The sequence below is a fragment of the Micromonospora sp. NPDC005806 genome (assembly GCF_042871425.1).
Classification (GTDB): Bacteria; Actinomycetota; Actinomycetes; order Mycobacteriales; family Micromonosporaceae; genus Micromonospora.
In genome coordinates this window covers 180559-205637 of record NZ_JBIAIL010000008.1, presented here as the reverse complement: position 1 = coordinate 205637, position 25079 = coordinate 180559, and the positions used below count along the sequence as shown (strand labels likewise).

At 73.8% G+C, this 25079-nt stretch carries 22 protein-coding genes; 8 read left to right on the top strand and 14 right to left on the bottom strand.

Annotated features, from left to right (window positions below):
• Positions 1-77: 77 nt before the first annotated feature.
• The 7 genes from ACFYOS_RS12185 to ACFYOS_RS12155 all read left to right on the top strand — a co-directional run bounded on the left by ACFYOS_RS12185 (position 78) and on the right by ACFYOS_RS12155 (position 6490).
• A complete protein-coding gene (locus ACFYOS_RS12185) occupies positions 78-530 on the top strand; it encodes a hypothetical protein (RefSeq protein WP_387139142.1) in 453 nt (150 codons plus the stop codon).
• Positions 530-979, top strand: coding sequence for a ferritin-like domain-containing protein (locus tag ACFYOS_RS12180; RefSeq protein WP_387139140.1), 450 nt, complete (start codon positions 530-532; stop codon positions 977-979). Before ACFYOS_RS12185 ends, ACFYOS_RS12180 begins: the two co-directional genes overlap by 1 nt.
• Positions 980-1048: 69 nt before the next feature.
• The gene (locus tag ACFYOS_RS12175) at positions 1049-1630 is read left to right on the top strand and encodes a PadR family transcriptional regulator (RefSeq protein WP_387139052.1); all 582 of its coding nucleotides are present in this window, start codon (positions 1049-1051) and stop codon (positions 1628-1630) included.
• A gap of 37 nt (positions 1631-1667) precedes the next feature.
• The gene (locus ACFYOS_RS12170; RefSeq protein WP_387139137.1) at positions 1668-2384 is read left to right on the top strand and encodes an ABC transporter ATP-binding protein; all 717 of its coding nucleotides are present in this window, start codon (positions 1668-1670) and stop codon (positions 2382-2384) included.
• The gene (locus tag ACFYOS_RS12165; protein WP_387139049.1) at positions 2381-5083 is read left to right on the top strand and encodes an FtsX-like permease family protein; all 2703 of its coding nucleotides are present in this window, start codon (positions 2381-2383) and stop codon (positions 5081-5083) included. Before ACFYOS_RS12170 ends, ACFYOS_RS12165 begins: the two co-directional genes overlap by 4 nt.
• A 67-nt stretch (positions 5084-5150) precedes the next feature.
• Positions 5151-5636: a nitroreductase/quinone reductase family protein gene (locus tag ACFYOS_RS12160; RefSeq protein ID WP_387139046.1), complete on the top strand. Its 486-nt coding sequence runs from the start codon at positions 5151-5153 to the stop codon at positions 5634-5636.
• A gap of 116 nt (positions 5637-5752) precedes the next feature.
• A complete protein-coding gene (locus tag ACFYOS_RS12155; RefSeq protein WP_387139043.1) occupies positions 5753-6490 on the top strand; it encodes a nucleotidyltransferase domain-containing protein in 738 nt (245 codons plus the stop codon).
• A 36-nt stretch (positions 6491-6526) separates the two neighbouring features.
• Here ACFYOS_RS12155 and ACFYOS_RS12150 read toward each other — a convergent pair whose 3' ends face one another.
• Together ACFYOS_RS12150 and map are read right to left on the bottom strand one after the other, a co-directional pair.
• Positions 6527-7243 (bottom strand): VIT1/CCC1 transporter family protein, encoded by a 717-nt coding sequence (locus ACFYOS_RS12150; protein ID WP_387139040.1) that lies wholly within the window; start codon positions 7241-7243, stop codon positions 6527-6529.
• Positions 7240-8097 (bottom strand): type I methionyl aminopeptidase, encoded by an 858-nt coding sequence (gene map / locus ACFYOS_RS12145; protein WP_387139037.1) that lies wholly within the window; start codon positions 8095-8097, stop codon positions 7240-7242. Before map ends, ACFYOS_RS12150 begins: the two co-directional genes overlap by 4 nt.
• A 95-nt stretch (positions 8098-8192) precedes the next feature.
• Here map and ACFYOS_RS12140 point away from each other — a divergent pair, with 95 nt between their 5' ends.
• Positions 8193-8507: an STAS domain-containing protein gene (locus ACFYOS_RS12140; protein WP_387139034.1), complete on the top strand. Its 315-nt coding sequence runs from the start codon at positions 8193-8195 to the stop codon at positions 8505-8507.
• A 34-nt stretch (positions 8508-8541) separates the two neighbouring features.
• Here ACFYOS_RS12140 and ACFYOS_RS12135 read toward each other — a convergent pair whose 3' ends face one another.
• From ACFYOS_RS12135 to ACFYOS_RS12080, 12 genes are all read right to left on the bottom strand, one after another.
• Complete coding sequence (locus tag ACFYOS_RS12135) at positions 8542-12204, bottom strand: SpoIIE family protein phosphatase (RefSeq protein WP_387139030.1); 3663 nt, start codon at positions 12202-12204, stop codon at positions 8542-8544.
• Positions 12205-12481: 277 nt separating this feature from the next.
• Positions 12482-13201 carry a gamma-glutamyl-gamma-aminobutyrate hydrolase family protein gene (locus tag ACFYOS_RS12130; RefSeq protein WP_387139027.1) on the bottom strand — a complete coding sequence of 240 codons (720 nt, stop codon included), beginning with the start codon at positions 13199-13201 and terminating at the stop codon, positions 12482-12484.
• 55 nt (positions 13202-13256) lie between these two features.
• Complete coding sequence (locus tag ACFYOS_RS12125; protein WP_387139134.1) at positions 13257-14024, bottom strand: 3-oxoacyl-ACP reductase; 768 nt, start codon at positions 14022-14024, stop codon at positions 13257-13259.
• Between the two features lie 26 nt (positions 14025-14050).
• Positions 14051-15457: an RNA-guided endonuclease TnpB family protein gene (locus tag ACFYOS_RS12120; protein WP_387139024.1), complete on the bottom strand. Its 1407-nt coding sequence runs from the start codon at positions 15455-15457 to the stop codon at positions 14051-14053.
• On the bottom strand, positions 15454-15789 hold the full coding sequence (locus tag ACFYOS_RS12115; protein ID WP_387139021.1) for a recombinase family protein: 336 nt from the start codon (positions 15787-15789) through the stop codon (positions 15454-15456). The genes ACFYOS_RS12120 and ACFYOS_RS12115 overlap by 4 nt, the downstream gene beginning before the upstream one ends.
• Positions 15790-15796: 7 nt before the next feature.
• Positions 15797-17152 carry an aldehyde dehydrogenase family protein gene (locus tag ACFYOS_RS12110; RefSeq protein WP_387139019.1) on the bottom strand — a complete coding sequence of 452 codons (1356 nt, stop codon included), beginning with the start codon at positions 17150-17152 and terminating at the stop codon, positions 15797-15799.
• A gap of 37 nt (positions 17153-17189) precedes the next feature.
• Positions 17190-18554, bottom strand: a complete 1365-nt coding sequence (locus tag ACFYOS_RS12105) for a glutamine synthetase family protein (protein WP_387139017.1) — start codon at positions 18552-18554, stop codon at positions 17190-17192.
• 63 nt (positions 18555-18617) lie between these two features.
• Complete coding sequence (locus ACFYOS_RS12100) at positions 18618-19436, bottom strand: FadR/GntR family transcriptional regulator (RefSeq protein ID WP_387139014.1); 819 nt, start codon at positions 19434-19436, stop codon at positions 18618-18620.
• 71 nt (positions 19437-19507) lie between these two features.
• Complete coding sequence (locus ACFYOS_RS12095; RefSeq protein ID WP_387139011.1) at positions 19508-21073, bottom strand: amino acid permease; 1566 nt, start codon at positions 21071-21073, stop codon at positions 19508-19510.
• Positions 21074-21419: 346 nt separating this feature from the next.
• Positions 21420-22334, bottom strand: coding sequence for a UbiA family prenyltransferase (locus ACFYOS_RS12090; protein WP_387139008.1), 915 nt, complete (start codon positions 22332-22334; stop codon positions 21420-21422).
• 76 nt (positions 22335-22410) lie between these two features.
• Positions 22411-22911 (bottom strand): DUF456 domain-containing protein, encoded by a 501-nt coding sequence (locus ACFYOS_RS12085; RefSeq protein ID WP_387139005.1) that lies wholly within the window; start codon positions 22909-22911, stop codon positions 22411-22413.
• Positions 22908-25073, bottom strand: coding sequence for a putative bifunctional diguanylate cyclase/phosphodiesterase (locus tag ACFYOS_RS12080; RefSeq protein WP_387139002.1), 2166 nt, complete (start codon positions 25071-25073; stop codon positions 22908-22910). The genes ACFYOS_RS12085 and ACFYOS_RS12080 overlap by 4 nt, the downstream gene beginning before the upstream one ends.
• Positions 25074-25079: the final 6 nt, after the last annotated feature.

Genomic DNA, 25079 nt, shown 5'->3' with positions numbered 1-25079 from the left:
CGATGGTGTTGACTTGTCCGGTGGCGACGCGCAGAACGACACAACGGAACGGAACACCGGGACATTCCCGGCGAAACCTGCTGCGCGCCGGGGCGCTGGTCGCGCTCGGCAGCGCGGCCGTACCGCTGACCGGCTGTGATCTTTTCGACGGCGGCGACGACAAGCCACCGGCACCGGACCCGCTCGAGCCGCTCGCGGCGGAGTCCGCCGCGCTCGAGGCCCGGCATCGGGCCGCCGTCGCCGCCGCGCCCACCCTGGCCGAGCGGCTCACCGCCATCGCCGACGCCCACCGGGCGCACGCCGACGAGCTGCGCAAGGTGATCGGCCGGCCGGCCCCGTCCGGCCCGCCCGCCGCCACCCCGAGCGCGGCGGCCACCGACCCCGACGGCCTGCTCGCCGAGCTGCGCCAGGCGGAACAGCAGGGCCGGGAGAACGCGGCGAAGGCGTGCGCCGCCGCGCCGGCCGAACGGGCCGCGCTGCTCGGCTCGATCGCCGCCGCCCGGGCGACCCACGTGGAGGCGCTGAAGTGATCCCGCGTACCGCACCGACCGGCGGGCCGACCCAGGCCCGCGCCGACGCGCTCGCCGCCGAGTACGCGGCGATCTGGGCGTACGGGGTGATCGGCGTGCATCTCGCCGACGCCGCGCGTGCCGCCGCCCGGAACGCCGAGGCGGCGCACCGGGCCCGCCGGGACGCCCTCATCCTCCAGCTCAGCGCGAGCGGCGGCCAGGTCCCCGCCGACCGGGCCGGCTACGCCCTGCCGTACCCGGTGACCGACCGGGCGAGCGCGCTCAAGCTGGCGGTCGAGATCGAGGAGCGGACCGCGGGACACTGGCGGGCCGCCCTGCCGCACACCACCGGCGCCGACCGCAACCAGGCCCTCGCGGCGCTGACCGACTGCGCCCTGCGGGCCACCCGCTGGCGGCGCACCGCCGGAGTGACCCCGCTCACCGTCCCGTTCCCCGGCCGGCCGGTCTGACGCGCGGCCTGGTCACGCGGCGGATCGCCCCGGTTGCGGCCCGCATACCAGGTATGCATACTCCTGGCCATGTCCATCCGTCACGGCCTGCTCGCCCTGCTCGAACGCGGCCAGATGTACGGCTACCAGCTGCGCGCCGCGTTCGAGGAGTCGACCGGCTCCACCTGGCCGCTGAACATCGGGCAGGTCTACACCACGCTCGCCCGGCTGGAACGCGACGGCCTGGTCCACCCGCTGCCGGAGAGCGAGAGCGGACAGCGGCCGTACGAGATCACCGACGCCGGGCGCGCGGACCTGGCGCTCTGGTTCGCCACCCCGATCAGCCGCGCCGACCGGCCCCGGGACGAGCTGTCGATCAAGCTGGCCCTGGCGCTGACCACCCCCGGCGTGGACGTCCGGGCGGTGGTGCAGACCCAGCGCAGCGCCACCATGCGCGCGCTGCAGGAGTTGACCCGGTTGAAGTACGCCAGCGACAAGCCGGAGGATCTGCCCTGGCGGCTGGTGCTGGACGCGATGATCTTCCAGGCCGAGGCGGAGGTCCGGTGGCTCGACCACTGCGAGACCAGCCTGGTCCGCTACCGTCCCGCGCCGAGCCGGCCGGCCGGCCACCCCGAGGCGGTGGACCGGACCGACGAGGCGGCCCGCCGGTGAGCCGGGGGCCGGAGCGGCGGGAGGGACGCCGGTGAGCGTGGTACTGGAACTGCGGGCCGTGCACCGGACCCACGGTGCCGAGGAGACCGCCGTGCACGCCCTGCGCGGGGTGAGTCTCACCGTCGAAGCCGGCGAGCTGGTGGCCGTGATGGGCCCGTCCGGCTCCGGCAAGTCGACGCTACTGGCGCTGGCCGGCGGCCTGGACCGCCCCACCGGCGGCGACGTGCTGGTCGAGGGGGAACCGCTCGGCGGGTTGCGCGCCCGCGAGCTGGCCCGGCTGCGCCGCCGCCGGATCGGCTATGTCTTCCAGGACCTCAACCTGCTCGGCAGCCTCACCGCCGCGGAGAACGTGGCGCTGCCCCTCGAGCTCGACGGCGCCGGCGTCCGGGCGGCCCGGAAGGCGGCCCTGGCCGCGCTGACCGAGGTGGGCGTGGACGGGCTGGGCGACCGGTTCCCGGACCAGTTGTCCGGCGGCCAGCAGCAGCGGGTGGCGATCGCCCGGGCCCTGGTCGGCGAGCGGCGTCTCGTCCTCGCCGACGAGCCCACCGGGGCGCTCGACTCGGAGGCCGGGGAGGCGGTGCTGCACCTGCTGCGCCGCCGGGTGGACGCCGGCGCCGCCGGGGTGCTGGTCACCCACGAGGCGCGGCACGCCGGCTGGGCCGACCGGGTGGTGTTCCTCCGGGACGGGGTGCTGGTGGACTCGACGGCGCCGCTGGTCGGCGTCGAGCAGTTGCTCAGCGGCAGCGGGCGGTGAGCCGGGGCCGCCTCGCCGCCACGCTCGGCTCGTGGCGGACCGCGCTGCGCATCGCGCGGCGCGAGGCCCGCCGGTCCCGCGGGCGTACGGCGCTGGTGCTGGCGATGATCGCGCTGCCCGTACTGGCGCTGAGCTTCGCCGCCGCGAGCTACGACATGGCCGAGCTGACCCGGGCGGAGCAGCTGGAGCGGCGGCTCGGGACGGCCGACGCCGAGCTGCGCTGGACGGCGGTGAATCCGGTGACCCAGGACGCCTGGGGTGAGGGCTACGGCACGGCCGAGGGCAACCCGGCACCCCGGATCCACCCGGTGACGGCCGACGAGATCCGGTCGGTGCTGCCCGCCGGCAGTCGGGTCAGCCTGCTGCGCCGGTGGGTCCCCTTCGAGGTGTGGATCGACGGCCGCGCCGTGTCGATCGACGCCCGGGCCGTCGACCTGACCGACCCGCTCACCCGCCCGCTCGCGGCGCTGCGCGCCGGCCGCCGGCCGACCGCCCCCGACGAGATCGCGGTCAGCCCGCGCGCGCTGCACCGGCTCGGCGTACGCCTCGGCGACGCGGTACGCACGACCGGCGGCAGGACGTACTCGGTGGTCGGGGTCGTGGAGTTCCCGGACGACCTGCGGGAAGTGGTCGCGCTGCGGCCGGAGGCCCCGGCCGGGCCGGTCCTCCCGCCGGACGAGAGCTGGCTGGTGGACCTGCCCGGGCCGGTGGACCGGGTGCTGGCCGACCGGCTGAACGCGCGCGGGATCGTGGTGTCCGCCCGGGCCCCGCTGCCCGGGCGCGACGACGTCCACCTCGGCTCGACGCTGCCCGACCCGGAGCAGGCCGGCAACGCGGTGCTGGTCGGCGGGCTCGGCCTGCTGGAGGTGGTGCTGCTGGTCGGCCCGGCCTTCGCGGTCGGCGTACGCCGGCGCCGGCGGGACCTCGCCCTGGTGGCGGTGGCCGGCGGGGACGCCGTGCACCTGCGCCGGATCGTGCTCGCCGACGGGGTGGTGCTCGGCGCGGGCGGGGCGGCGGTCGGCCTGCTGCTCGGCGTCGGCGCCGCGTTCACCGGCCGGCCGCTCGTCGAGCAGTACCTGACGGCCGCTCGCTTCGGTGGGTACCGGATCTTCCCGTCGGCGCTGGCCGCGATCGCCGCGGTGGCGGTGCTGGCCGGACTGCTGGCCGCGCTGGCCCCGGCCTGGACGGCCGCCCGGCAGGACGTGGTGACCGGCCTCGCCGGCCGGCGCAACCCGCCCCGGCGCCGTCGGCGCTGGCTGGTGCTCGGGGCGCTGCTCACCGTCGCCGGCTCCGCCGTCGCCGCATTGGGGGCCACCCGCATCACCCCGACCGTGGTGCTGGCCGGGCTGATCCTCGGCGAGCTGGGGCTGGTCTTCTGCACCCCGACGCTGATCGGGCTGCTCGCCCGGGCGGGCCGGCTGCTGCCGCTGACGCCCCGGCTCGCGCTGCGCGACGCCAGCCGCAACCGTTCCTCGGCCGCGCCGGCCATCTCCGCGGTGATGGCGGCGGTGGCCGGCAGCGTCGCCCTCGGCGTCTACGTGGCCAGCAACGACGCCCGCGACCGCGCGGCCTGGCAGCCGGGCCTGCCGCCCGGCAACGTGGTGCTGCTGCGGACCGACCCGCCGGACGCCGCCGGGTCGCTGCCGCCGGCCGACGAGGTCGCGCAGCGGGTCCGGGGCGTGTTGCCGAACGCCGCGGTAGTCCCGCTCGCCACCCCCGAGTGCGCCCGGCCGGCCGCCCCGGAGGACTTCTGCGTCGCCGCCGCGGTGCTGCCGCCGGACCGGCGCTGCCCGGACGAGCCGATCTGGGGCACCGCCACCATCGGACGTGCCCCGGCGCGGGACGATCCGCGCTGCGTCCGGACGTTCCGCGAGCCGAGCGACATCGGCCTGCCCGCGGTGGTGGACGACGGCGCCGCCCTGCCCGCGCTCACCGGCGCCCCGACGGAGGAGGTCGCCGCCGCCACCCGGATGCTGCGGGCCGGCGGGGTGGTGGTCACCGACCCCCGGCGGCTGGTGGACGGCCGGGTGACGGTGGAGGTCACCCACGGCTCCGGCGCCCCGACGGCCACCCTCGTGCTGCCCGGGTACCCGCTGCGCGGCGGCCTTCCGGTCGACCGGCTCTTCCTCTCCCCGACGGCGGCCGCCGCCGTCGGCCTCGTCGGGGTGCCGCTGGGCTACGCGGTCGACACGGACGGCCCGCCGACCGACCGGGAGCAGGGCCGGCTCGCCGCCGAGCTGTCCCGGGTCGCCCCGCTGTCGGTGCAGGTGGCCAAGGCGGGGCCGGAGGCGGACCGGCGCCCGCTGCTGCTCCTGGTGGCGGTCGCCTCCGGCGTGATCACCCTGGGCGCGGCCGGGGTGGCCACCGGGCTCGCCGCCGCCGAGGGCCGCCGGGACGTCTCCACCCTCGCCGCGGTCGGCGCCGATCCCCGGGTACGCCGGGTGCTGTCGCTCTGCCAGGCCGGGGTGATCGCGGTGCTCGGCTCGGCGCTCGGCATCGTGGCCGGCCTCGGCTCGGCGGCCATCATCCTGCTGTCCCTGAATCGGCGGTACGCCCAGTCCTGGCCGGTCGTGGAGCCGTACCCGCTGGTGGTGCCCGGGCTGACGCTGGGCGTGCTGGTGGTGGTGCCGCTGATGGCCATGCTCGGGGCCGGGCTGCTGACCCGGTCCCGACTCCCGGTGGAGCGCCGACTGGACTGAGCCGGTCCGAAGTCGGGCGTCCGGTCAGCGGGTGTCGCCGGCGGCCCGCGGCCGGCACACTGGGCGGGTGTCCGCCCTGGGAACCCTCGCCCGCCGCCTCGGTCACCAGAAGGGGTTCGCCGCCGCCCTGCGCCCGCTCGTCCCCGCCGACCGGCTGCTGGGCCGGCTGACCAAGGGCCGGGTGGTCGCGTTCGGGCTGGTGCCCTCCCTGGTCCTCACCACCACCGGCCGCCGCTCCGGCAAGCCGCGCCGCAATCCGCTGCTGTACGTGCCGGACGGCGACGCGTACGTGGTGATCGGTTCGAACTGGGGGCAGCAGCACCAGCCGGCCTGGTCGTTGAACCTGCTCGCCCAGCCCGCCGCCGAGATCGACGTGACGGGACGCCGAGTGCCGGTCCGCGCCGACCTGATCAGCGGCGACGAGCGGGAGCGGCTCTTCGCCCGGCTGGTCGCCGAGTGGCCGGCCTACCGGACCTACGTGGAACGGGCCGGCGGCCGGGAGATCCCGGTCTTCCGCCTGGTCCCGACCGGCGAGCCGACCCCCGCCGGCTGACCCGCGACGGTCGGCGCGGCGGCCGGGTACGCACCCGGCGCCTGGCTAGGGTGGTGGGCGGTCGACGTGTGCCGGGCCGCCGACGGGCCGCCCCGCTCGCGGATCGGAGGTGGGCCGTGGACGCCAGCGGCGCCGAGGTGGAGACCGTCCGGTACCTGGACGACCCCCGGTGGCGGGTCGCCGAGCGGGTGAGTGACGCTGCGCTGCGCCGGTTCGCGGCCGACATCCTCGCGGTCGCGGTGCACGGCCCGCTGGCGCACGGCGACGACGACGGCGGCGGGGACGGCGAGGTGGGGCTGCTGCTGGTCACCTACCGGCCGGGCGGCGGACCCGCCCCGGCCACCCGCCGGGTGGACGGGGTGCTGGTCGACCTCACCGTCGCCGGGGCCGACGACTACCTGCGGCAGGCCCGCGCCATCACCCCGCTCTGGCCGCTCACCGCCGACCGGTACGTCACCACCCGCGCGCTGCACGACCCGACCGGCTGGCTGCGCACCCTCCGCGACGAGCACCTGGCCCGGCTGGCCCGGGCCCGGCCGGCCGAGTTCACCGGCGCCGCCCGCCGGGCGTGGTACCGGGGCAGCGCGGCGCACGCCCGGGCGCTCCGGCTGGCCGAGTGGTACGAGACCGACCAGGCGCTGCTGATGCTTGGTGAGGCCCGACTGGCCGCGGCCACGGTGCACGGCCTGTTCAGCCGCACCTACTTCCGCGACCCCGGCGACGCGGTACGGCGTACCGGGCTGGCCGGCGCGGACATGACCGAGGTGGGGACGGTGCTGGCCCGCCAGGCCGAGGAGCTGGCCGCCCGAGGCCGCCCGATCGACGGCACCGTCGACGACCTCCTCGACGGCTGACCCCCCACCGCCCCCGCCGTCGATGAGCGGGCGAGGTCAGCCGACGCCGCCCTGGATGCCGATCAGGGCACCGACCAGGTAGGTCGCGCCGGCCGCGAGCGCGCCGAGCAGGAGCTGCCGCAGGCCGCTGGTCCACCAGGTCCGGTTGGTGAACCGGGCGACGACCGCGCCGGCCACGAAGAGGCCCACCCCGCCGACGCCGAGCGCCAGCCAGAGGCTGGTGAAACCGAGCAGGTAGGTCAGCAACGGCACCAGCGCGCCCACCGAGAAGCAGAGGAACGACGAGATCGCCGCCGCCCAGGGGCTCGGCTGCTCGTCCGGGTCGACGCCCAGCTCCTCCCGGACGTGCATCCGCAGCGCCTCCTCCGGGTTGCGCCGGACCGCGTCGGCGACCTGCGTGGCCAGGTCTCGGGGCAGGCCCCGGGCCACCCACGCGTCGGCCAGTTCGCGGGCCTCCGCCTCGGGGTGGCGTTCCAGCTCACGCCGCTCCTTGGCCACCTCGGCCGCCACCTGCTCGTTGGCCGAGCGGACGCTGGTGTACTCCCCCAGCCCCATCGAGATGGCGCCGGCGACCAGGCCGGCGGTTCCGGTGAGGATGACGCTGCGCGGCGAGACCCCGCCGCCGCCGACGCCGGCGATCAGGGCGATGTTGGTGACCAGGCCGTCCATCGCGCCGAACACGGCGGGCCGCAGCCAACCGCCGGACACGTCCGCGTGGTGCGCCTCACGCAGCGCCGCCGGGGTCTCGGTCACGGCAGGGTCAGGATCTCGTAGCCGTCGTCGGTCACGACGATGGTGTGCTCGAACTGGGCGGTCCACTTACGGTCCTTGGTGACCACCGTCCAGCCGTCGTCCCACATGTCGTACTGGTAGGTGCCGAGGGTGATCATCGGCTCGATGGTGAACGTCATGCCCGGCTCCATCACCTCGGTGGGGCGCGGGCTGTCGTAGTGCGGCACGTAGAGGCCGCTGTGGAAGGACTCGCCGATGCCGTGGCCGGTGAAGTCGCGGACCACGCCGTAGCCGAACCGCTTCGCGTACGACTCGATGACCCGGCCGATCACGTTGATCTGCCGGCCCGGGGCGACGGCCTTGATGCCGCGCATCATCGCCTGGTGGGTCCGCTCGACGAGCAGCCGGGCCTCCTCGCTCGCCTCGCCCACGCAGAACGTGGCGTCGGTGTCGCCGTGCACCCCGTTGAGGTACGCGGTGACGTCGACGTTGATGATGTCGCCGTCCTGGAGCACCGTCGAGTCCGGGATGCCGTGGCAGATCACCTCGTTGAGGCTGGTGCAGCAGGACTTCGGGAAGCCCTTGTAGCCCAGCGTCGACGGGTACGCGCCGTGGTCGCAGAGGAACTCGTGGACCACCTTGTCGATCTCGTCGGTGGTCACCCCGGGCTTGCAGTGCTCGCCCGCGAGCTGGGTGGCCTGAGCGGCGAGCCGGCCGGCGATCCGCATCTTCTCGATGGTCTCCGGCGTCTGCACGTGCGACCCGCGCCACTCCTGCGGACGCTTCTTGCCCACGTACTCGGGACGCGGGATGTGGGCGGGTACCGCTCGCCACGGGGAGAGCGTGCCTGGGGTCAGCGGCGCACGGACGGTCATCACCACAGCCTATCGCCGCACGCCGGGGCGACCACCGCCACGGCCCGCTCGCCCAGGTTGTTGCCGCGCCGCAACCGCTGTGCCATTGTTGCTCCGTGGATCAAGGGGCCCCATCTCCCGTCTTCTCCGCGACGGCGGAGGTCGACGGTGACCGGCTCCGGGTCGTGGTGATCGGTGAGGTCGACATGGCCACGGCCGACACCATGTTCCAGACCGCGCTCCGCGAGCCCGCCTCCCACGTCACCCTGGACCTGCGCGGGGTCACCTTCTTCGACTCGGCGGCGATCCACGCGGTGGTCCGGCTGGCCCAGCGGTTCCCGGGCGCGCTGACCGTGCTGCCGTCCCGCCAGGTCCGCCGGGTGCTGGAGATCTCCGGCCTGGGCGAGCAGGACTGGCTGCTGCCCGCCTGACCGACCGGCCCGGCCGCGTGGCGGCAGGGGGCCCTCAGTCCGCCAGCCGGCGGCGCAGCGTCACCGCGGTGCCCTCGTCGGTCCGGACCACGGTCAGGTCGCCGAGCGCCTGGATCAACGCCAGCCCCCGACCGCGGAAGCTCGACCCGGTGGACTCCCGCCACCGGCCGCTGTCCCGGATCGTCGCGGTCACCGTGCGGTCGAAAATCGTCACGTCGATGGAGATCACCGGCTCGGCCGGGGAGACCGGGTGCTCGATGGCGTTCGCGGCGGCCTCGGAGATCGCCACGGTCAGGTCGAAGAGGTCGTTCTCGCCGACGCGGTGAGCGACGAGGAAGTCCTCCAACCGCTTGCGCAGCACACTGAGCCGGGTCGGGTCGGCCGGCAGCCGCAGGGTGAGGCGGTTCAACTCCGCCGCCTCCAGCGCCAGCACCGCCACGTCGTCGTGCCGGGCCTGCCCGGCGACCCGCTCGACCACCGCGTCGACCAGGTCGGCCACGTGGTCGGCCCGGGTGGTCGCGTCCAGCCGGAGCTGCCCGAGGCCGGCGTCGACGCCGAACTGCCGGTCCTCGATCAGGCCATCGGTGTACAGCAACAGACGACCGCCGGGGGCCAGCTCGCCCTCGACGGTCCGGTACTCGGTCCCGGGGATCGCGCCGATGGGCGGTCCGAGGGCCCGGTCGTGCAGGAACGCCACGTGGTCCCCGTGGATCAGAAGCGGGGACGGGTGCCCCGCGCTGGCGTACCGCAGCCGTCCGGTGCGCGGCGAGAACCAGAGGCAGATCACGGTGGCGGAGGAACCGCCCTCGGTGGAGCCGACCAGGTGGTTGAGCCGGGTCAGCGCCAGGCCCGGGCCGAAGCCCTCCAGCACGTACGCCCGCAGCGCGTTGCGGAGCTGGCCCATCGCGGCGGCGGCCCGCACACCCTTGCCCACCACGTCGCCGATCACCAGCACCAGCTCGCCGTCCGGGGTTCGGATCGCGTCGTACCAGTCGCCGCCGACCTCGACGTCGGCGCTGCCGGGCAGGTAGCGGCTGGCCACCACCGCGCCGGGCAGTTGCGGCAGCTTTCGCGGCAGCAGGCTGTGCTGCAGGGTGGTGGCGATCCGGTGCTCGGCCTCGTAGAGCTGGGCGTTCTCCAGCCGTACGCCGACCAGCCGGGCCAGCTCGGTGAGCGCGGCCTGCTCGGTGCCGCCGCCCTCCCGGCGCCACACCCGCAGCTCGCCGAGCTGCTCGCCGGTCGTCCCGGTCAGCGGCAGCACCGCCGACGGCTCGAGCGGTGCGTCGCCGCCGCCGTCCGCCTCGTAGCGGGCCCCGGTGGCGGTGACCACCACCCGGGCCGCCTCGGCGAGGCTGAGCGCATGCCGGGCGGCGACCTGCACCACCTCGGCCGTGGACCGGGCGGTGTTGATCGCCACGGCCGCGTCGGCGAGGGCGCGCAGCCGGCGGATGATCTGCCCGCGCAGCTGGCCCAGCTCGACGTTGGCCCGGACCCGGGCGATCAGTTCCGGGCTGGAGAAGGGCTTGGTCAGGTAGTCGTCGGCGCCGACCGCCAGCCCGGCGACCTCCTCGGCCGAGCCGGCCCGGGCGGAGAGCAGCACGATCGGCACGTGCCGGGTGACCGGGTTGGCCCGCAACGCGGTGACCAGCCCGAAGCCGTCCAGCCCGGGCATCATCACATCGGTCAGCACCAGGTCGAACGGGGAGTCGACGGCCAGTCGCAGCGCCTCCACCCCGTCCGGCACGGCGACCACCTCGTACGCCGGGGAGAGCAGCCGGCTGACGTGCTCGCGCAGGTCGGCATTGTCGTCGGCGAGCAGGATCCGGCCCGCCTCGGCCGGCGTGCCGGTCGGCTCCGGCAGCCCACCGGGCCAGCTCACCTCGTCGGTCCAGAGCGCGGGCTCGGCGACGTAGCGGCGGCCCTGCTCCGGCTCGCTCAGCGGCACCGGCGCGAGCGCGGCCACCCGGTCGGCGGGCAGGTGTCCGTACCCGAACGGGACGGTCACGGTGAACGTGGTGCCCTGGTCGACGGCGCTGCGCGCCTCGACCGTGCCGCCGTGCAGCTCGACCAGCTCGCGGACCAGGGCGAGGCCGATGCCGGTGCCTTCGTGGGTGCGGGAGCGGACCCCTGGCACCCGGTGGAACCGTTCGAAGACGTGCGGCAGGTCCTCCGCGGCGATGCCGACGCCGGTGTCGGCCACCTCCAGCACGGCGGCGCCGTCGCGGGCGCGGACCCGGACCCGGATCTCGCCGTCGAAGGTGAACTTGACGGCGTTGGAGACCAGGTTGAGGACGATCTTCTCCCACATGTCCCGGTCGACGTGGACCGGCGCGGGCAGCGGGGGGCAGTCGACCACCAGGCGCAGCCCGGCCCGCTCGGTGGCCGAGCGGAAGGTGCTGGCCAGTCGGGAGGTGTAGTCGGCCAGATCGGTCGGCTGGTAGTGGGCGGCCAGCCGGCCGGACTCCAGCCGGGAGAAGTCGAGCACGGTGTTGACCAGCTTGAGCAGCCGCAGCGCGTTGCGGTGCATCATGCTCAGCCGCTCGGTGTACGCGGACGGCAGCGCCGGGTCCGCGAGCAGGTCCTCCAGCGGGCCGAGGACCAGGGTGAGCGGGGTACGGAACTCGTGGCTGACGTTGGCGAAGAAGTTCGTCTTGGCGAGGTCCAGTGCGGCCAGCTCGGCGGCCCGAGCGCGCTCGTGCTCGTAGGCCCGCTGCTTGCCGACCGCCCGGGAGATCTGGGCGGCGACCAGGTCGACGAAATCGCGGTAGTCGTCGGCGAACGGAAGCCGGCGGGCCACCCCGAGCAGCAGCATGCCGGCCGGCTCGTTGGTGGCGACCAGCGGCAGCATCAGGGCGTGGTCGGCGGCGTCCGGCGGCACCTGGCCGAACAGGTCGGCGACGGGCACCCAACGGGCCGCGGCGCCGCTCTCCCCGTCGACCGGCTCGGGCGGCCCGCCGGCGACCAGGCCCGGGTCGACGCCGGCGCAGCCGGCCAGCGTCGGTGCGCCCTCCTCGTCGTGCAGCCAGATGGCGCTGAACGGCACGTCCGACCGGTGCGTGTCGAGCACCCGGGCGGCGGCCCGGCCCAGTTCGAGGGTGCTCTGCACGTCGGCCAGCTCGGTGCCGAGCTCGGCGAGGGCGCGCAGCCGCCGCTCGCCGAGCACCCGACCGGTGGTCTCGTTGACGAAGCAGAACACGCCGTTGACGCTGCCGTCGGCCTCGCGGATCGGGTCGTACGAGATGTCGAAGTAGACGTCCTCCAGGAAGCCGTGCCGGTTGAGCACGAAGGGATGGTTCTCGCTCCGGTACGGCACGCCGGTGCGGCGCACCCCGTCCAGCAGCGGCTCGAGGACGTCCCAGGTCTCCGCCCAGTACTCGCGGGCGGACTGACCGATCACCGCCGGGTGCTTGTCGCCGATGGTCGGCCGGTAGGCGTCGTTGTAGAAGGCGAGGTGCTCCTCGCCCCAGAACACCACGATCTGGGCTCGGGACGAGAGCATGGTGCTCATCGTGTGGCAGAGCGCGGCGGACCAGCTGTTCGGGGTGCCGAGCGGGGTGGTGGACCAGTCGAAGCCACGCAGCCGCCCGCCCATCTCGCCGCCCGCGGCGAACGCCGCGCCCAGCAGTGCCGGGAGGCCCGCCTCGCCGGTCCCCGAGGGCGCGCGATCCCCGTCCTCGCCCCGCTGGGCCGAGCCCATGCAGCCTCCTGCTCCGGGCATGTCCACGACGACCGGCGCAGCCACGCCGGCCATCCCCGCCTACTACCCCGACGGAGGAGCAACGTAACGCACATCAGTGCTGGTCGCTGGTTGCCTAGGCCTCATCCTGACGTAACCGACGCGAGCCTGCGACTCGGGCGGCTACCGGGGTGGCCGGCCGACCTTCGCGGAACGGGCCGGACAGGTGCAAAAGACCGCCGCGTCCGTCGATGCCCATGATGGACGGGTCTCCCGAAATTGGAGTGTGTGATCTCCGCTACACACCGGTCGACCGACCGGCGGCCGCCCGGACCAGGGCAGCCACCGGGCGGGGGTCCCGGTCGTTCTCCGGATGCCACTGCACCCCGAGCAGGAAGCGCCGCGCCGGGTCCTCCACCGCCTCCACCACCCCGTCGTCCGCCCAGCCGGTCACCGTCAGGGCACCCGGGTCGGCCACCCCCTGATGGTGGTACGAGTTGACCCGGTCCACCCCGGCCAGCACCGCCCCGGCCAGGCTGTCCGGGGTGAACCGGACCGGGTGCGACCCGTACACCCCCGGGGCCGGGCGGTGGCCTTCGTGGCCCACCACGTCCGGCAGGTGCTGGTGCAGCGCCCCGCCATGGGCGACCGCGAGCAGCTGCATGCCTCGGCACACGCCGAGCACCGGCAGGTCGGCGGCGAGCGCGGCGGTCAGCAGGGCCAGCTCGCCGGCGTCCCGGTCGGGCCGGCTCTCGGTCCGCGGGTCGGGCGGCTGGCCGTACCGCTCCGGGCCGACGTCCGCGCCGCCGGCCAGCAGCAGCCCGTCCAGCACCCGCAGCACGTCCGCGTCGGCGTCGTCGGGCGGCAGCACCAGGGCCCGGCCACCGGCCGCGGTCACCGCCCGGACGTACGCCTGCGGCACCAGCGCCGCCGGGACGTCCCGCCACACCGCCCAGCCGGCCGGCTCGACGTACGCGGTGATCCCGATCAGCGGCCGGCTCACCGTCCTCGCGCTCACAGGGCCAGCACCGTTCGCGACTGCGGGGCTCGCAAACCCGGCTCACTCCTCGCGCTCACAGAGGCGTCACGTACGCGCCGGTGATCCCGCCGTCCACCACGAACTGCGCGGCGGTCATGAACGAGGCGTCGTCGCTGGCCAGGAAGGCCACCGCGGCGGCGATCTCCGCCGGGTTGCCGAACCGGCCCATCGGCACGTGCACCAGCCGGCGGGCGGCCCGCTCCGGGTCCTTGGCGAACAGCTCCAGCAGCAGCGGGGTGGCGACCGGACCGGGGCAGAGCGCGTTGACCCGGATGCCCTCCCGGGCGAACTGCACGCCCAGTTCCCGGGTCATCGCCAGCACCCCACCCTTGCTGGCGGTGTACGCGATCTGCGACGTCGCCGCGCCCATCAGCGCGACGAACGAGGCGGTGTTGATGATCGAACCCTTGCCCTGCCGGCGCATGTGCGGAATGACGTGCTTGCAGCAGAGGTAGACGCTGGTGGTGTTGACCCGTAGCACCCGCTCCCAGGCGTCCAACCCGGTCTCCAGGATGGAGTCGTCGTCCGGCGGCGAAATGCCGGCGTTGTTGAACGCCACGTCCACCCGCCCGTGCCGGGCGACCACCCCGTCGAAGAGGTCCCGGACGGCCGTCTCGTCGGCCACGTCGGCCGCGACGAACTCCCCGCCCACCTCCTCGGCGGCCCGCTTGCCGGCGTCCGCGTCGATGTCGACGCAGATCACCCGCGCCCCCTCGGCGGCGAACCGCCGGACCGTGGCCAGCCCGATCCCGCTGCCCGCGCCTGTCACCACGGCCACCCGGTCCCTCAATCGACCCTGCACTCTGCTCACTGCTTCCTACTATTTGCTCATTGCTGAGCGGTTCGGATAATTCGCTCTCCGCCGGCTGGTGCCGGGCTGGAGTCCTGGACCGGCAGTCTGGTCCGGTGGCGATCGGTCCTATCCTGCAGGATCTGCTTCACCCGCTGGTGTGGGGTGTGCAGGGCGATGTCGGGGTCGCCAGCTCGGTGCAGGATGTTGATCGCGGCGTTCACGTCTGCCTGCCACACCACCCCGCAGCAGGTGCAGTGAAACCGGTCCCCGCTGCGTCGGCCGAACCGGCCGCAGCGGTGACAGGTTTGTGAGGTGTAGGCGGCGTTGACGGGAACGTGCGCACCACCTCTGCGCTCCGACACGCTCTTGAGGGCCTCGGCGGTGACTCCGTTGGTCCACGTGGCGAGACGCCGGTTGATGTTCTTAGGAAGCTTCTTGCGTGCGGCGATGCGTTTGGTGAGGTCTTCGGCGACCACCGTGCCCGCCTTGTCGACGACCTCGTGCACGGCGATGAAGATCTCCGTACGCACCCGCGCCCGATGCCGGGCGGCCTGCCGATCCCGCTTCACGGCGCCGAGGTTGTTGACCTTGATCCGCTGGGCTTTAGCATGGTCACCCCGCGCGGCGGCGGTGTTCGCGATCGACCGTAGCTTCGCCCGGCGCCGGTTGCGTTCCTTCAGCCGATCTGACTCGGCGGTCAGCAGCACGCCGAGCTGTTCACCGTGGGGATCACCGTCGGAGTCGGTCAGGGCTTCGGTGTAACCCTTGTCGACACCGACCCTCGCCTGCCCGCAGGGCCGCTGCGACGACCGCATCGCCGATGCGTCGATCTGATAGTGCACCTCCACCCGCCCGCGGCGAAGGATCAGCCGCAACGTCCCAGTCGGCGCGACAGTCGAAGACAGTGGGATCCGCACCATCTTGCGGCGTTGCAGGCCGGGAACGGCCAGCCACAGCCGACCCCGCCCGTCAACAACGGTGTTGTACTGGTCGGCGCGCACCACGATCTGATCGTGTACGCGGCTCTTTCCGCGCTTCCAGTGCTTGCGAATCTGTCGAGCCAGGAACGGGTCGGCCATCCACCGGTTGGCCTTCAGCGCGGTGAACAACCGCTTCAGCTCGGTCGGGTCGTCGGTGCGCCGGACGATCGCCCGCCGTACCGTGGCCTTGGCCGCCTCCAGATTCGCTGCGATGTCGCCCATCGCGTCTCGGCCCGTTTCCTTCCACGCGTTGGCCAGCACACCAAAGGGCACGTGCGTGCCATCGGCCAACCACCGGTCCCGCACCTGCCGATCCCGCAACCCGGACCCGACACCGTAGACCGACCCGTACCGCTGCCACACCTCGCTGCGCACCCGGCCCAGCCGGCGGGCCTGCTCCTGCAAGGCCGCGTACTTGCCCGGATTCACATCGGCTGAATACGCGACGCGGGTGACGATCACCGGCCAACCCCAGCGGTCAGGTCCGCCCCTCTGAGTTCCCGCTCGCATCGCCGCAGCCCGTCCAGTCGACACGCGAAGGTGCCCACGACGGCCAAAAGATCCTCGACCAACTCCTGCTGCGGGGACAACGACTCCTGATTGGCCACGACGACGTCACAGCCGGAGCGGTCGGCCACATGCTCCAGGAAGTCAAAGCCGAACCGAGCCAGCCGATCCTTGTAATCCGCCACCAGCGCGGCAACCTCGCCCTGGTCAACGGCGTCCATCAACGCCAGGAGCTTTTCGCGGCGCAGGTTCATTCCACCGCCGACCTCGCTGATCCACTCATCCACAGCCAAGTCACTCCTCCGTGCTGATGAACACGTTCTTGACGTCGGTGAAGGCGTGCAGCGCGTCCGGACCCAGCTCCCGGCCGAGGCCGGAGCGTTTCATCCCGCCGAACGGGGTCCAGTAGCGCACCGAGGAGTGCGAGTTCACGCTGAGGTTGCCCGACTCCACCGCCCGGGCCACCCGGACCGCCCGGCCGACGTCCCGGGTCCAGATCGACCCGGAGAGGCCGTACTCGGTGTCGTTGGCCAGCCGGATGGCGTCCGCCTCGTCGTCGAACGGGAGCACCGAGACCACCGGCCCGAAGACCTCCTCGCGCCAGTGCCGGTCGGCCGGGGACTCGGCGAGCAGCACCGTCGGGGCGTACCAGTAGCCGGGGCCGTCGGGGCGGGAGCCGGTGAAGGCCACCTTCGCCCCGTCGACGTACCCGGCGACCCGGTCCCGGTGTCCGGCGGAGATCAGCGGGCCCATCTCGGCGCTCTCGGTGGCCGGGTCCTCGACCCGGAAGCCGCGCACGGCCGGCTCGAGCAGTTCCAGGAAGCGGTCGTACACCGGGCGCTGGACCAGGATCCGGGAGCGGGCGCAGCAGTCCTGCCCGGCGTTGTCGAAGACCGCGTACGGCGCGCTGGCCGCGGCCTTCTCGAGGTCGGCGTCAGCGAAGACCAGGTTGGCCGACTTGCCGCCCAGTTCCAGGGTCACCCGCTTCACCTGGTCGGCGCAGCCGGCCATGATCCGGGTGCCGATCTCGGTGGAGCCGGTGAAGCAGACCTTGCGGACCGCCGGGTGGGTGACGAACCGCTCCCCCACCACGCCGCCCGGTCCGGGCAGGACGGTGAACACGTCCTCGGGCAGGCCCGCCGCCAAGGCCAGTTCGGCCAGGCGCAGCGCGGTGAGCGGGGTCAGCTCGGCCGGCTTGAGCACGACCGTGTTGCCGGCCGCGAGGGCGGGTGCGAAGCCCCAGCCGGCGATGGGCATCGGGAAGTTCCACGGCACGATCACGCCGACCACGCCGAGCGGCTCGTGGAAGGTGACGTCCAGCCCGCCGGGCACCGGGATCTGCCGTCCGGTCAGCCGCTCCGGCGCCCCGGCGTAGTAGTCGAGGACATCCCGGACGTTGCCCGCCTCCCAGCGGGCGTTGCCGATGGTGTGGCCGGCGTTGCGGACCTCCAGCAGCGCCAGCTCCGCCAGGTGCGCCTCCACCACCGCGGCGAACCGCCGCAGCAGCCGCGCCCGGTCCCCGGGCGCCACCGCCCGCCACGACTCGTACGCCCGGGCCGCCCGCCCGATCGCCGCGTCGGTCTCCTCGCGCGAGGTGGCCGGCACCTCGCGCAGCAGCTCACCGGTCGCCGGATTGATCACCTCGGTCACGCGCCCACCCTTCTCCTCGACGTCCGGGACCGCACGGTCAGAGGCGTTCGAAGCCACGGACCAGCTCCCAGTCGGTGACGGCGGCGTCGAAGGCGGCGAGCTCGACCCGGGCCTGGTTGGCGTAGTGGGCCACCACCTCGGCGCCGAAGGCGTCCTGGGCCACCGTCGCGGACTCCCAGAGGGCGAGGGCGTCGCGCAGCGTCCCGGGCACCTGGTCCGCGTCCCCGTCGTCGTACGCGTTGCCGGTGCACTCGTCGCCCAGTGCCAGGTCCCTCTCGATGCCGTGCACCGCCCCGGCCACCAGCGCGGCGATGGCCAGGTACGGGTTGACGTCCGCCCCGGGCACCCGGTTCTCCACCCGCATCCCCTGGCCGTGCCCGACCAGTCGCAGCGCGCAGGTGCGGTTGTCGGTACCCCAGCGCAGCGCGGTCGGGGCGAACGAGCCCGGCTGGTAGCGCTTGTAGGAGTTGACGTTCGGGGCGAAGAGGAGGCTGAACTCGCGCATGGTGGCGAGCAGCCCGGCCAGCACCCGCCGCCCGGTCGGCGACAGGTGCGCCGGCCCGTCGCCGAGCATGGCGGAGCGGCCGTCGGCGTCGCGCAGGGAGAAGTGGATGTGGCAGGAGTTGCCCTCGCGGGCGTTCGGCTTGGCCATGAAGGTGATCGACATGCCCTCCTGGGCGGCGATCTCCTTCGCCCCGTTCTTGTAGATGACGTGGTGGTCGGCGCAGGCCAGCGCCTCGTCGTAGCGGAAGGCGATCTCGTGCTGGCCGAGGTTGCACTCGCCCTTCGCGCTCTCCGGGGTCAGCCCCGCGCCGGCCATCTCGGTGCGGATCCGGCGCAGCAGCGGCTCCACCCGGGCGGTGCCGAGCAGCGAATAGTCCACGTTGTACTGGTTGGCCGGGGTCAGCTCGCGGTAGCCACGCCGCCACGCCTCCTCGTACGAGTCGCGGAACAGCACGAACTCCAGCTCGGTGCCGGCGTACGCGGTGAGCCCGTGCGCGGCGAGACGGTCGAGCTGCCGGCGCAGGATCTGCCGGGGCGAGGCGACCACCGGGCCGGAGCCGTCCAGCCACGCCAGGTCGGCCAGGAGCAGTGCGCTGCCGGACTGCCACGGCACCCGGCGGAGGGTGTCCAGGTCGGGCTGCATAGCGAAGTCGCCGTAGCCGCGTGCCCAGCTGGACATCGTGTACCCGTCGACGGTGTTCATGTCGACGTCGACCGCGAGCAGGTAGTTGCACCCCTCGCTGCCGTGCGCGACCACCTGGTCGAGGAAGTAGGGGGCGTGGAACCGCTTGCCCTGCAACCGGCCCTGCATGTCGGTCAGGGCCAGCACCACCGTGTCGATCTCGCGCTCGGCGACGGCGACGCGGAGCTGTTCCAGCGTGAGCGGAGCTTTCCTCATCGGCGCGCCTCCATAGGAAAGGTCTACTACCGAACCTTTGCATCCGTCAATGGTCGGTCCGGCTCACCCGAGCAGCCCGCGCAGCAACTCCGCCGTGCCGTCGCAGTGCTCCTCCATCACCGACCGCGCACCATCCGGGTCGCCTCCCAGGATCGCATTGACGACCCGACTGTGCTGGGCGTCGGAGTGGTCGAGGTTGCGATCGATGACCGGGATCGCGGCGAGGAGCCGGTCGAGGGTCAACTGCACATCGGCGACGGCCGCGGCCAACGACGGGGAGCCACTGGCCGCGGCGATCGCCAGGTGCAGGCGGGAGTCCGAGACGCGACGAGTGAGCGGGTCGCGGTCGCGAGAGGCGGCCAGCGCGGCGACCAGGTGCTGCCGCTCCGGAGCCGACAGGCTGCGATTGGCGGCCAGGCCCGCCGCGCCCGACTCCAGCACCCGCCGGAAGGCCAACGCGTCGGGCAGGCTGTCGCCCATCTCGCGGGCCAACTCTCCCGCGTCCGGGCGCCCGCCGGCGGCACCGGGTGCGGGCAGCGCCGACACGACGAAGGTGCCCCCGGTTCGCCCTCGACGGGACTCCAGATAGCCGGCGTCCCGCAGGGCCGCTATCGCCTCCCGCAGCGTCACCCGGCTGACCTGCAGCCGGTCGGCCAACTCGCGCTCGGGCGGCAGCCGCTCGCCGACCCCGACCATGCCGAGCTTGATGGCCTGGACGAGCCGCACAACGGTGATCTCGAAGGCGTTGCCGCCGCGCACCGGACGCCACACCGGAAGGGCGGGTACGGCTTTCGCGCCGGCGTCCCCCGTCGAAGCCGCATCACCGCGCGCCACCCCAGCGGCGGTGGCACCCGGCTCGGCAGTCCGCGCGTCGGTCCGCATCGGCCGTCCCCTCCCCAGCGTCCGGTCCGCATGGCGGGTGCGCCGGCGCGCACCCGCCACGTCCCGGCAACCTACTCGGCGCTCGGCTCGACGACGGGCTCGGCACCCGCCGCCGGCTTGGGGATCACCGGATCCGGCACGTTGTGCCGGGGGCCGGTGAACCAGTGCCGGGCACTGAGCACCCACCACAGCCAGGCACCCCCGAGCACGATGCCGACCGCGACGATCGTGTAGTTGAAGGTCTTGGCGGTGATGGGGCTGCTGGTGGGCAGCATGAACAGGACGCAGATGATCGCTACCCAGACGATCGCCGTCCACCCGACCGGCCCGCTCCACCGACCCAGGTTCCACGCGCCGACCGCGAAGTCCGGCGTGCGCCGGCGCAGGAAGACCGGTGCCACGTACGCGATGTAGAGGCCGATCACCGCGATGGAGGTGGCCGCCAGATAGGCGGTGGTGTTCCAGAGGGACGGCAGGACCAACAGCGACGAGCACGCCACGCAGAGCCAGATGGAGTTCGTCGGCGTGCCCGTGCGCGGGTTGACGCGCTTCCAGATCCGGGAGCCGGGCAGGGCGCCGTCCCGGCTGAACGCGTACGTCATCCGCGAGTTCGCCGTGACCGACGCCATGCCGCAGAAGAACTGGGCGACCACGCAGATGAAGAGCAGGAACGTGCCGAGGTCGTGGCCCGCGGCGTCGATGAAGATCTGCGCCGGGGGCAGCCCCAGCGCCGTCGTCCGCTCCGCGTCGTAGTCCTGGATGGACCAGGTGATGGCGAACAGGAGCACGAAGCCGGCGATGACCGAGACCACCACCGACATCACGATGCCGCGCGGCGCGGAGCGGGAGGCGTCGTGCGTCTCCTCCGCCACGTGGGCGCTCGCGTCGTAGCCGGTGTAGGTGTACTGGGCCATCAGCAGACCGACGAGGACGGCGTACCCGGCGGCGCCGGCGAAGGTGAAGCCGGTCTCGTTGCGCACCTCGAGGAACACCTCGGAGATGGGCTTGTGCTGGTCCGGCACGATCGCGAGCACGCCGACGATGATCGCCACGCCGGCGAGATGCCACCAGGCGCTGACGTCCGAGAGCAGCCGCACGAGGTTGACGCCGAAGGTGTTGAGCAGGCCGTGGGCGACGATGATCAGCAGGAAGATCAGGAAGGTACGCCCGGCGGTCACCTCCATGTCGAAGGTGAGACTGAGGAAGGCCGCCGTGGTGATCGCCGCACCGAAGTCGATCGCGGCGGTCACCGCCACCTCGCCCAGGAAGTTGAACCAGCCGACGAACCAGGCCCAGGCGGCCTTGTTCCGCTTGGCCAGCGCGGCGGCCCACCAGTAGAGGGCGCCGGCGGTGGGATAGACCGAGCAGATCTCGGCCATGGCCAGCGCGACGAAGATGACCATGACGCCGACGAAGAGCCAGCCCAGGGTGATCGCCAGCGGGCCGCCCGCCGTCATGGCGATGCTGTACGACGTGATGGCGCCGGCCAGGATGGAGATGATGGAGAACGAGACTGCGAAATTGGAGAAGCCGGACAGCTTTCGACGCAGCTCCTGCTTGTATCCCAGCTGCGCGAGCCGTTCCTCGTCGCTGACGGGGGAAGTCGGGGGTATGCCGTCCTGGATCGTTGAGCTCATCGGTGTCTCCCTTGGACCGCGGGGGTGGAGACTGTGACCTGGGCCACTGTCTGACGGGATAATCGCCCCCACGCTCAGCAGGGTCAATGGAGGTCGACCGAAAATTCGGCCAGGATCAGACCTTTAACCGATGCCGGCGTCGCGCGCACGGCCGTAAATGCGTTGCCCCAGCGGCCCGCGCGACGGCATCCTTGAACCCGTGACCAGGCCCGATCGCGACGGGCCGACACCGGGCGCTCGGCAACGCCCGGTCCGCGCCGGCGCGGGGTGTCCACCTCTCTCTCACTGACGTACGGTGATCCGCCGTACCCACCGGACGCCCCGCGCCGCCGCTCTCGTCCGGCCCTCAGGACGGGCGGCCGGCGGCGACCCAGGCCAGCAGGAAGTCCGCGGCCGGCACGGCGAAGAGCAGGCAGACCGCGGCCATCCGCGGGATCGACGGCCGCCGGACGGCGACGGCGTACCCGGCGACCAGGACCGGTGCCCACGCGGTCTGCAGGGCCCAGGAGTCCCGCCGGACCAGCAGGTCCAGGTGGCAACTGATCAGCCACACCGCCGTCGCCGTCACCCAGAGGGCGAGGCCGGCCCGGCGGCACACCCGGGGCGTCCAGTGGACCGCCGCGGTGGTGTCCCCGGCCGCCGCATCGGCGTCGACGTCCAGCACGGTCGTCGGCAGGTAGAGCGCGGCCACCAGGAGCAGGCCCAGCAGCGCCACCAGGACCGGGTAGCCGGTGACCGGCCGGTGCAGCGACCAGCCGGCCATCGGCGCGAGCACGCCGACGGCGAGGGCGTTGACGGCGACGTCGAGGCCGGGCCGGGTCTTGAGGCGGACCGGAGGGACACTGTAGAGCCAGCCGAGCAGCAGCACGGCGGCCGTACCCGCGACGAAGCCCGGCCCGACCGCGGCCGCCAGGGCGAGCGCCGCGACCGCGGCGCCGGTCTGCCAGCGGACCAGGTCGGCCTCGGTGAGCAGCCCAGTGACCAGCGGCGCGGTGACCTTGCGAGGGTTCCGTCGGTCGCTCGGCAGGTCGTGCAGGTCGTTGACCGCGAGGACGGCACCCCACACCAGCGGCCCGAGCACGACCAGCGCGGCCACCGTCCGCGGAACCGCCGCGCCGGGTGGTAGCCAGCCGCGCGTCGCAAGCACGGAGCCGGCGTACGCGCCCGCCCAGCCGAGCGGCCAGAACCACGGGCGGCTCATCCGGAGAACCGCCCAGGCCTGATCCGCTCGCCGGCGGGCGTCGGGGCGCAGGAGGACCATGAATCCGACGGTAGGAACCGGCCGGGCGGCTGGCCTCACACCCTCGGGTCAGTCGGCTCCCCCGGCAGAGGGAGGGTCAGGCGAACAGCAGACCGGCGACCCAGAGCGCGGCGATCACCAGCCCGGCCAGGAACTCGACCAGCATGGACAGTCCGGCCGCCTTGAGCGCCTGCACGGTGGCCGGCCAGGCGAGCTGGTTGCTGCCCAGCCGCAGCCGTTCCGCGCCCCAGATCCCGCCGACGAAGCCGATCGGCAGGCCGACCACCGGGACGACGAAGAAGCCGACCAGGCCGAGCAACCCGCCGGCCAGCAGGGACGAGGTGGGCACCCCGGTCCGTTTCAGGTTCCGCCCCGGCCAGAGGTACTTGACCACGGTGCCGCCGGCGGCGACCACGGTGGCCGCGGCGAGCACCGCCCAGCGTCCCGGGCCGGCCCCGCCGAACAGCGCCCACACCAGCACCCCGCCCCAGCACAGTGGCAGCGCCGGCAGCCCCGGCACCACCACCCCGGCCAGCCCGGCCAGGATCGCCAGCGCGGCGACCAGCGAGACCACCGCCTGCGTATCGGTCAGACTCACGCCGCCTCCTCCCCACCGGCCAGCCGGGCCCGGATCTGCTCGGCCGGCATCGGGGCCCCGAACCAGCGGCCCTGACCGGTGTCGCAGCGCAGCGCCCGCAACCGCTCGGCCTGCGCCTCCGTCTCCACCGCCTCGGCGGTCACCCACAGCTCCAGCGCGTGTGCCAGCCGGACCAGGGCGTCGACGATCCGCTCGTCCCGGTGGTCGGCGGCCACGTCGGCCCCGTCGGCCCGGATCCCCTCGACGAACGGGCCGGCGAGCTTCAGGCAGTGGATCGGCAGCCGCCGCAGGTACGCCAGGTTCGAGTAGCCGGTGCCGAAGTCGTCGATGGCCAGCCGTACGCCGAGGTCGGCGAGGCGCCGCAGGGAGCGCAGCGGCTCCCCGGCGGTGCCCATGAGGGCGCTCTCGGTCAGCTCCAGTTGCAGCAGCTCGGCGGGGAGCCCGGTGTGCTGCAGCGCCTCGGCGACGGTCTCCACGATCGCCGGGTCGTCGGCCTGCCGGGCGGCCAGGTTGACGCTGACGATCAGCCGCATCCCCGGGTACGCCCGCCGCCAGCCCTCCGCGTCCCGGCATGCCTGCCTCAGCACCCAGGCGCCGAGCCGGACGATCAGGCCGGTCTCCTCGGCCAGGCCGATGAACCGGTCCGGGCCGATCAGCCCCAGCTCGGGGTGCTGCCAGCGGACCAGCGCCTCCACCGCCACCAGGGACCGGTCGAGCAGCGACACGATGGGCTGGTAGTGCAGCACGAACTCGCCCCGGTCCAGCGCGGCGGGCAGCCCCGCGGCCAGGGCCGACCGGGCGATGTCGGCGGCGCTGCGTTCCGGGTCGTAGACGGCCCAGCGGCCCCGCCCCTCGGCCTTCGCCCAGTAGAGGGTGGTGTCGGCGGCCTTCATCAGCTCGGAGGCGCTGGTCTCCGCGGCCGGGCACTCCACGATGCCGATGCTGGCCGAGACGGCGAGCTGCTGGCCCCCGACGTGGACCGGGGCGGAGACCGCCGCGAGAGCCAGCTCGGCCACCTCCACCGCGTCGTCGAGGCCCCCGTCGGTGTCGACCAGGATGACGAACTCGTCGCCGCCCATCCGGGCCACCAGGTGACCGCGGCCGGCCACGCAGTCGGCCAGCCGTCGGCCGATCACCTTGAGCAGCCGGTCACCGAGGTCGTGGCCGAGGCTGTCGTTGATCGCCTTGAAGCCGTCCAGGTCGATGAAGCAGAGCCCGATCCGCTGCTCCGGACCCGCGGTGCCGAAGACCTCCCCCAGCGTCTCGAAGAAGAGCGTCCGGTTGGGCAGCCCGGTGAGCGGGTCGTGCAGCGCCTGGCAGCGCAGCCGCTGCTGGAGTTCGTACCGCTGGGTGATGTCCTCGATCATCGCGACGGTGAACCGGGGGCGGCCGTCGTCGTACCGGATCAGCGAGACGGCCAGGTCGGTCCAGACCACGCTGCCGTCCTTGCGGTGGTAGCGCTTCTCCACCCGGGCGCTGTCGTGCTTGCCCTTGACCAGCTCCTGGTAGATCTCCCAGATGCCAGGCGCGTCATCGGCGTGGAACAGCGCCGAGACGTTCGTCTCGCGCAGCTCCTCGATACGATAGCCGAGCATGTCCGCGAAGGACTGATTGACGTCGATGATCCTGCCGTCGACGCCGGCGATGCCGATGCCGATCGCCGCGCCGGTGAAGACCGCGCGGAACCGGGCCTCGCTGTCCCGCAGGGCCTGCTCGACCGCGTCCCGGGCCTGCCAGGCCGAGCGGGCGATCCGCTCCTGCTGGCTGAACGTCCGGTCACGCAGCGCCCGCGCGAAGCCGGCGGCCAGCGCGCCCCGCATCGCGGCGATCCGCTCCCGCACCTCGGGCAGTTCCGCGCAGACGGGCAGCACGCCGGCCAGGAACCGGTCACCGAGCGCCTCGACCGACCAGTCCAGCATGCCCGGCTCGGTGAGGTGCGCCGCCACCAGGGCCTGCCCCACGTCCTCCGCCGCCTCGGCGGAGAACGTCGGGGCGACCAGGGCCTGACCCAGCCGCACGGTGTGCACCAGTAGCAGCCGCTCGGTCTCGATCGCGCTGAGTGGCACGAATCCGATGCGGCGCATCGCCCGGGCCCACTCGGCGGCGTACGCCCGGGCGCCCGGCCGGCTGAAGCCGCCCCTGTCGGGGCCCGGGACGCGCATGTCGGC